6 protein-coding genes are annotated in these 8,692 nt (G+C 35.4%); 1 reads left to right on the top strand and 5 read right to left on the bottom strand.

All coding sequences use genetic code 11. The annotated features are described in order from the left end of the window. The 4 genes from DN410_RS21080 to DN410_RS21065 form a co-directional block, all read right to left on the bottom strand. Nucleotides 1-1,567, bottom strand: a 1,567-nt coding sequence (locus tag DN410_RS21080; RefSeq protein ID WP_149177918.1) for a Cna B-type domain-containing protein, incomplete at its 3' end; no start/stop codon positions are given. 666 nt (nucleotides 1,568-2,233) lie between these two features. Continuing rightward, nucleotides 2,234-3,790 (bottom strand): fatty acid--CoA ligase, encoded by a 1,557-nt coding sequence (locus DN410_RS21075; protein WP_149177917.1) that lies wholly within the window; start codon nucleotides 3,788-3,790, stop codon nucleotides 2,234-2,236. A gap of 347 nt (nucleotides 3,791-4,137) precedes the next feature. Further along, a complete protein-coding gene (locus tag DN410_RS21070; RefSeq protein ID WP_149177916.1) occupies nucleotides 4,138-5,628 on the bottom strand; it encodes a coproporphyrinogen III oxidase in 1,491 nt (496 codons plus the stop codon). Between the two features lie 210 nt (nucleotides 5,629-5,838). Next, nucleotides 5,839-6,711, bottom strand: coding sequence for a Cof-type HAD-IIB family hydrolase (locus tag DN410_RS21065; RefSeq protein WP_149177915.1), 873 nt, complete (start codon nucleotides 6,709-6,711; stop codon nucleotides 5,839-5,841). Between the two features lie 134 nt (nucleotides 6,712-6,845). Here DN410_RS21065 and DN410_RS21060 point away from each other — a divergent pair, with 134 nt between their 5' ends. Further along, the gene (locus DN410_RS21060) at nucleotides 6,846-7,460 is read left to right on the top strand and encodes a DNA-3-methyladenine glycosylase (RefSeq protein WP_149177914.1); all 615 of its coding nucleotides are present in this window, start codon (nucleotides 6,846-6,848) and stop codon (nucleotides 7,458-7,460) included. 117 nt (nucleotides 7,461-7,577) lie between these two features. Here the strand turns inward: DN410_RS21060 and DN410_RS21055 are convergent, their stop codons facing one another. Further along, the gene (locus DN410_RS21055) at nucleotides 7,578-8,687 is read right to left on the bottom strand and encodes a glycosyltransferase (RefSeq protein WP_149177913.1); all 1,110 of its coding nucleotides are present in this window, start codon (nucleotides 8,685-8,687) and stop codon (nucleotides 7,578-7,580) included. Nucleotides 8,688-8,692: the final 5 nt, after the last annotated feature.

The raw sequence follows: 8,692 nt of genomic DNA, 5'->3' as shown, positions 1-8,692 counted from the left end.
CTTCTGTTGTTTCTTCTTTACCTTGCTCTTCTACTTCTGTTGCTTCATGGATCTTTATATTTGTAATATCATATCCATTCACTTTCGACTGATATCCTGATACTGGTTGTTCTTTCACTTCATACTTATAAGCTTTTCCTTCATTATCAACTGCTGGTAACTTTTCAAACTCATATTTCCAATCATTTGCCGCAGTAACTTCTTTTGTTGCAATAACTTTACCATTTTGCAGTAAGTCCACTTTGATTGTTTCTGGGCGATCATTTACTTTGTCGCCTTCCCACTTTTTCGTTCCTATAACAGATGTAGTTTTTAACTTATTTGGGATCATAAGTTTTATTCCGTTTACATCATCCTTCTTAATTGTGAAAGGAATTTTTGCTTTCGGATCAAACTCTACGTAGTTCGGGGCAGAAATTTCTTGCACATAGTAATTGCCTGGAGTAAGATTCGGAGCTTCAACTATTCCTTCTTCATTTGTTGTATAAGAATCACCAATTTTCTGTCCTGACTCTGTATACAATTCAAAAGAAACACCTGGGATAACTTTCCCTTCGTTCCCTTCAATATGCTTAACAATTTGCAGCGTTCCTTTTGCAGGTAAATCGCCTTCAGCTTCGCCGCCAAATGATATATTTTCAACCTTTGCGCTATTAGATTCAGAAGTAGGCTTTTCATTTAAAATTTGATAATCAAGTTTATAGTCATTTTGTAGAAATTTTAACTTTTTTCCGCTGTCAGTTATCTTTGATTTATAAGCAACAGTAAATGAAGTAGCATTCCCCATATGTCTATAAATTACAACTTCAAACGAGTTATCACCCGTAAAATTTATATATCCATAGCCTCGCTGTTGAAATTGCTCAAGAGACAAATATTCTTTATTATTAATAGTTACAGTAAAACTATCTTTTTTAAGTAATTGCCCCTCTTGTAAAGTATCTTTCAAAACGATGTTGTTGTGTAAATATTGTTTCTTTAAATTAAAATTTAAAAACCAACGTACTTCATCACTGTTGTTTGGTTGAATATCACCAACTTTATAGAAAAAGATTCCCGGTTCGTTACCTTCACTTTTCGGATGAGTAATGCTAACCGATTGTTTTTCTAAATCTGTCCCTAAGTTTGTTTGTATATCTTTCGTTTTTCCTGCTTCTACATTCATAGCTTGGACAGTGAAATTGAAACTCCCACGAATATTTTCGCGTTCCTCTACTGTCTCATTAAATGTACAAACTACACTATTTGCATTAATCTGGCACGTACCGAAAACACGTCCTGACTCATCCTTTAATGTAATCGTACCACTAAATCCTATTAATTCTGGCGGTAGCGCTAACGTTAATGTATCCCCTGCCTTCATCTCTTTGCCGGGTTTTTCGCTAAAGTTTACATGTATGCTAGTCTTTTCCCCATAAGTTAATTTTGTTTTTTCGATTGTAAAACTATCGACTATTCCCGATGTTCTTAATTCTTGAGCATGTCCTATAATAGGTGTAAAAACTTGCCCTATTATCACGGTAAAAATAAAACAAATTACAGATATTCTTTTTAAATATGTACTCATAACGCCTCCAACTTTAATTATCACTTTGTTCTGTTATTAAATCTTCTCTCTCTCTCTTTAACCACCTTGAAAAAGTTACGACTAGATTATCTGCAGCATCAAATGACCATTAGTCACACAACGTAAAGCGATAAACAACACAATTCATTAATCACTCACTTACTGAATCATGTCATTCCACTGTACTTCTTTTTGGGCAGCCAACAATAAATAATATTCCTTATAAAAATGCATTACAAGACTGTTCATTTACATATTAATTTGTTAAGATAATCATGCTACCAAAATATACTAAATGACCATTTCGGTCATAAGGTCATCTGATGACTAACTGTCTTTTCCTTTCAAATATGCTCATCAATATTGCCCTCCAATAATTTCATTCCACCAACACCATACACAAACTCTAATTATTATTTTGATATATCTAAATCGTTATCATTTAATTCTAATATACCTTTATTTTAAAGGAATGATTTCCTTTCGAAACCCAAATATCACACTAATAAATAAAATTTAAATATAATAAAATCCCAATTATAAATAGAAAATAAACACTCCCTTTTCGCTCACACAATCTGTCACGTTCAATCATTCTAAAAAAATAAGGCTATCTTTCCTTAATAAGAAAGATAGCCTTATTTATATAGACAACCACTCCACTACTTACTTTTTCGTACCTTTCAACGACTCTCTCAGCACAAATTTTTGTAATTTCCCACTCGCATTACGAGGAAGTTCATCCACAAATAAATAATGACGCGGACGTTTATAATCTGCTAATTCATCACTTTCTTTACAATACGTTTCTAAATCAGCTTCTGTTATTGTTTCATCTTTCTTCACAACAACTGCTACGACACGCTCTCCCCATAGTTCATCTGGCTCACCAAGTACTGCAACATCTAATACACTAGGATGACTATGAAGGAAATCTTCAATTTCACGAGGATAAATATTAACTCCGCCGCTAATCACCATATCATCAACGCGATCTGCAACGAATAAATAGCCGTCTTTATCGAAGTAGCCTAAATCACCAGAATGATACCATCCTTTATACATCGATTTTGCATTTGCTTCTTCACGGTTATGATAGCCAGCCATCATAGTTGGGCCTCGTAAAATAATTTCTCCTACTTCATAAGGTGGCAATACATCATCTGGTTCTGCCGGTGCATCTTCATTCGGTTTTACAATACGAATTTCATGACTAAAGCATGGTGTTCCTGCTGAACCAGCTTTCGTAATTTGATCCTCTTCTACTAGAAATGCAACAACTGGCCCCATTTCTGTCATTCCATATATTTGAACAAGATCAATATAAAGACGTTCTTTACATTCCTTCACTAGCGCTGGTGCCATCGCAGCCCCGCCATAAACACCGATCTTCATCGACGTTAAATCATATTGCGCTAAATCTTTTTGCAGTAACATATTCCACATCGTCGGTGCTGCAAAGAATGTTGTAATCTTCTCTTCTTGAATCGTATGTAATACTGTTTCTGTATCAAAATGATGTAAAATAACATTCTTTCCGCCAACTTGAATGCGTGGGATGATTCCAGCGTTTAACTCACCGCAATGATACAAAGGTGCCACTACAAGCCCGGCGCTATCTCTATGATATTTTAGGAAATACGTACAAATCATACTGTGCTCCGCCATATCGCGATGGCGATGCAGCACACCTTTCGGATGACCCGTCGTACCACTCGTATAAAGCATAGAACAATAATCCATTTCATCAATTGCAATATCTACTTTTTCAGGAGATGCTGCATTTACTTTTTCGTGGTAGGAGCTTGCATAAGAAGGTGTATCGTCTTCTACATACCAAAAAGACGTACTTGGAAAATCTCGTTCAATCATAGCAACAGTTGACTCAACTGCTTTTTCAAAGACAACTACTTTTGAGGATGCGTCCTGAATGATATAAGATACTTCTTTTGCCTTTAAGCGAAAATTAATCGGGTTAAAGATTGCACCAATTTTCGCACAAGCTAAGTAAACGTTTACAAATTCACGGCAATTATATAAGTAAACAGATACACAATCTCCCTTTCTTACCCCTTCTTCCAATAGAGCGTGCGCCGTTTTATTTATTTGTTCATCCCACTGTTTATATGTCCAGCGAATATTTTTTTCCGGTTCCACTAACGCCTCTTTATTTGGATACTTATCAACAGCTAAATCGAAAATTCTCCCTATCGTCATGTACATGCCAACATTTTCCCCCTTTTCTCTTTCATAAATCTATCATTTCGTCTATAACTAGACATTGTCCTCTAATAATTTGACTAATTTTTCTGATTATTATCGACATAGTTTTACAAATGAAAGTATTTTTGATCCACTTCTCGTTAAATGAAATTATATCGGCGATTTCCCGGATATATCGACCGTAACTTGAAATATATCAGCGATTTTTCGAATATATCGACTTACCGACAAAAACTGACAATATAAAGTGAAACTTTTATCAGTATGGTTTTCTTTAGCCCTCACCAATCGGGCAGTAAAACGGGATAAAAAAGAGGTTGTTCCTAATTGGAACAACCTCTTCACTCTTATACAAATAGCTCTTCTAAAATTTTCAGTTTATCTTCTGTATATTTCACAAAGCCATCGTTATATGATTTTGGATCTTTCGGATTCGCAAAGTGCGTAATTGCACCTGTCTTCGGATGAACGAACTTACTTGAAGCACCACATCCAAGTCCGATAATCGACTGTACTTCTTCCATAATAACAATGTTGTAAATACTTTCTTGCGTCGGAATTGCATAACCAACGTTTTCTAAGTTACCTAAAATATTCTTTTGACGATATAGGTAATATGGTACGTAATTATGCTTTTGTGTCCATTCTTCTGCTTCGTGCATCATCGCTGTAATTTCTTCGCGACCTGCTACTTTATATTTACGTTTGTTTTGCGTCATTTCAGAAGCACGTTTAAATGATAACGTATGAACTGTTAATGATTCTGGCATTAACTTTTCTGTTTCATCTAACGTATGCTTGAAGATATCTAACCCTTCACCAGGAAGACCAATAATTAAGTCCATATTAATATTATTCATTCCCATTTCACGAGCTAAATGATACTTCTCAATTGTTTCTTCTACAGTATGATGACGTCCAATTGCTTTTAGTGTTTCTTGATGGTATGACTGCGGATTAATACTAATACGGTCAATATTCCATTTATTTAACACTTCTAGCTTCGCTGGCGTAATTGTATCTGGGCGGCCTGCCTCAACTGTTACTTCACGCACATTTTTCACATCTGGGAACGCTTCATACATTTCTTCATACAGCATATCCATCTCTTCTGCTGTAATACTTGTCGGTGTACCGCCGCCGTAATAAATCGTCGTAACTTTCACACCTTTTTCTTTTAAAAACTTACCAATTTCACGAACTTCATAATGTAAACCACCTAAGAATGAATCAACTGATCCTTGGCGTCCGTTAATTGCGTAAGCTGGGAATGTACAGTATGCACATTTCGTCGGACAAAACGGAATACCGATATAAATACTTACTTCCTCTTTCAAGCGGTATAAATCCGGAACTACAGCTAATTGGCAATCAACAATACGCTGAAGAAGTTCAATTTTCTCTTCATGAATTAAATAGCTTTCACGAAGTTCTTGGTGCGCTTCTTCTTTTGACATACCATTTTGAAGCATTTTGTGAAGAAGTTTCGTTGGACGTACTCCTGTTAAAATACCCCAGCTTTGTTCAATACCAGTTAACTGCTGAAGGACAGAAAGATATACATAAGAAACAACGTGTTTCACTTGCTTCATACGCTCTTTTTCATCTGTAAAAGCAGATAAATCTTTCGAGAATGTTTCTTCATACACATTTCCTGTGCTAACATCCGTTAAACGAGCTGATGCTTTCACATTATCCTCAATGTGAATATCAACGATAAGATTTGCTTCCTCTTGTTCAAATCCAATCGTACTATCTTCAAAAAATAAGCCGCCAATATTTTGTAGCGGACGTAAAAAACGATCATCTTGTAACGTTTTAATTGAAATTAACAACATTATCACCTTTTCATTTGCAAACTCTCTTTAGTTTACTTGAAGGGCGTTTGCAGGTCAATACAGAAGCTTTTACCTTATTTTTATATCCTATTTACAACTTCATAAATATTGCTTCTTCACGAAACTACACTAATACGAGCAAAGATGCTAATGATTTAAATTGAATCTTAAGCACACAAAAAAACGTAGCCAAAAAGCTACGTTTTCCTTTTATCGTTTCGATATATTTTTATGATTTTTCAAAAATGGAAGCGGGAATTGCTTACGGAAGTGTTCTTTAATCATGTACTCCACACCATTTTCACTATTTGAACGTGTAATCCAGTCTGCTGCTTGCTTTAATTGTACAGGTGCGTTCCCCATCGCTACCCCGAGCCCTACATTTTCAATTACTTCTAAATCCTCCATACTATCTCCAATCGCAACCATTTCATTTAGCGAGATATTTAAATGCTCTCCAAGCAATTGTAATCCACGTAACTTTGATACATTTTGCGGCAAAATCTCTATTCGTTTCGGATCACACTCCACATACTCTATATCGTGGAACGCTTTTCTTAGTGTATTTAGCCCTCTTTCTTTTTCACCTTTACTATGGAAAATTACATCAATTTTTGGCGCAGCTACTGGATGATCACGAAGCGCATCCCCTAACGAATCTACAAATTGAACCGGATAAAATAACGGATCTGCGCTTGATAATACAGTACGTGCAATTATGTTTGGTGTATTTCTCTCACGATTCCCTATCGAAAAACGTTCATGGGCAATACGTACGTTACAATCAAAGTGCTCCAATACTTGCACAATGTTAAAAGTCTTCTCTTCAGATAATCTCCTTTGAACATACGGCTTATCTAACGTTGCTGAAACGAAAGCACCACCGTGTGTCACTAATATAGAATCTAATTTTAACGCTTTTGCTACTTTATGAGCGGACTGAAAATTACGGCTCGTAAATAATGTAACGTATACATCTTTTCTTTTCACAAATTCAATTGTTTCTCGTAATCCTTTTGCAATTTTTCCATTGTTGTATAGTAGTGTCCCATCTATATTAAGAGCTAGTAAGCGATAAATCATGTCGCACTCCCCCTCTTCGCTGTTGTACTCTATCCATAATTTATGAAATAAATGTAGCAAATAGAACGAGTTAGAATTACTACTGAAAATTTGGTTTACTATATACATATACAACTGGTAAAGGAGATAGTACAATGCAAGCACCACCTTCTTTTTACGAAGGCGATACGTTAGAAATCGCAAAAAAGTTACTCGGACAAAAACTTGTACATATTGTAGACGGAATAAAACGAAGCGGCATCATTGTAGAAGTGGAAGCATACAAAGGTCCAGATGATAAAGCCGCACATAGTTACGGAGGCAGACGAACAGATCGTACAGAAGTCATGTTTGGCGCACCAGGTCATGCTTACGTATATTTAATTTACGGCATGTATCATTGTTTTAACGTTATTACAGCACCAGTTGGCATCCCGCAAGGAATTCTCATTCGTGCTCTTGAACCTGTAGATGGAATCGAAGAAATGAAACGAGCGCGCTATAACAAAACTGATATTACAAAAGCGCAGTATAAAAATTTAACAAACGGCCCCGGCAAACTATGCCGTGCACTTAGCATTACTTTGGAAGAGCGTGGTGTAACATTACAAAGTGATACGTTACATATTGAATTAATTCCAGAAGAAGAACACATGTCATCACAATATAAAGTAACAGCAGGGCCCCGTATTAACATCGACTATGCAGAAGAAGCTGTTCATTATCCTTGGCGATTTTATTACGAGGGGCATCCTTTTGTTTCAAAATAAAAAACCACCCTATATATTTGCAAGTAACCATTTCGTAATTTATCACACGTCAAAAAACCGAGATCCAATATTGGATCTCGGTTTTGTTTCATTGCCAAAGAGAAAATTTTGAAAGCATTATTTTTTTAGTGCATTATAATTTTCCAAATTAAATTTCGACAGAATGAAAGTTCCTGTTGGTGTTAAAAGTTGCGAAATAGATTGTAAGACCTGAGGGAATTGTGCTAACTCAATAGGATGCGATATTAGAATGTACTGGAACTTTTGATCTGTAAATACCTCATGTAACTTGTCATATGCAACAGAAGTTGTAGGAGCTGTCCGATTTGCAAGAGATGCCGCTTTTTCATTCATTTCTGCCCCGAATAAGGAAGCCTCTCGATAACACCTTTTCATTTCTAATAAAGTTGCACCGCATCCAGCTCCTAGATGAAGAATATTTACTTTACCAGGCGCAAATCGCTCTAAAATTGCTAGTAAATCATAATGAATGTATAAACCTTCACCATAAAATCCCCATTTTTCATGCAATTTTATATTATTCGCGTGTAAGATTACGGAAAACTTCAAATTGTCTTCTTTCCATGAGACACTTCCATAGTGATGAATAAATGTATCTCTACATAAATACAATTTATATCCTTTTTCAAAAATTCTTAATGACAAATCATCATCTTCATAATTCCCTGGTGTAAATCGTTCATCTAGTAATCCCACTTCATCTAACACTGATTTTTTTATAAGCATACAAAATCCGATTAATTTCATACGTTCTTCCCATTTATTTTTATCACTTTGATTATATAAAGTTGCAAAATCCTGCATTTCTTTCATATCTTTATAAAAGGTCGGTATAGCAGTATAGTAAGCAGCATTATTAGTTACGGGTCCTACAGCTCCAGTATCCTCACTTTCATACAGACACCGAATTAAGTTACTTAACCAATTTCCAGTTACGACCACATCATTATTCAATAATAGAATGTTATCCCCTTTTGCTTCTTTAATCCCCTGATTGCAACCCTTTGGAAAACCCATATTTTCCGCATTTTCCACTAGCAAAATATCCGATTGTTTTTGTAACCATTCTACAGTACCATCTGTTGATGCATTGTCTACAACTATTAACTCATATTCTTTTTCCTCTGTATAAGTTCTAATACTTTGGATGCATTCTTTTGTATATTGTAATTGATTATGAGTCAATATAATTATACTTGTGAGCATGAATC

Source organism: Bacillus sp. SH5-2, from assembly GCF_008368905.1.
Taxonomy (GTDB): domain Bacteria; phylum Bacillota; class Bacilli; order Bacillales; family Bacillaceae_G; genus Bacillus_A; species Bacillus_A luti.
This window is presented reverse-complemented; position numbering and strand designations above follow the sequence as displayed.

Excerpts from the sequence above, each read along its gene's own strand:
- DN410_RS21075 (WP_149177917.1), bottom strand. The coding sequence starts at position 3,790 with ATGTACATGACGATAGGGAGAATTTTCGATTTAGCTGTTGATAAGTAT.
- DN410_RS21070 (WP_149177916.1), bottom strand. The coding sequence starts at position 5,628 with ATGTTGTTAATTTCAATTAAAACGTTACAAGATGATCGTTTTTTACGT.
- DN410_RS21065 (WP_149177915.1), bottom strand. The coding sequence starts at position 6,711 with ATGATTTATCGCTTACTAGCTCTTAATATAGATGGGACACTACTATAC.
- DN410_RS21060 (WP_149177914.1), top strand. The coding sequence starts at position 6,846 with ATGCAAGCACCACCTTCTTTTTACGAAGGCGATACGTTAGAAATCGCA.
- DN410_RS21055 (WP_149177913.1), bottom strand. The coding sequence starts at position 8,687 with ATGCTCACAAGTATAATTATATTGACTCATAATCAATTACAATATACA.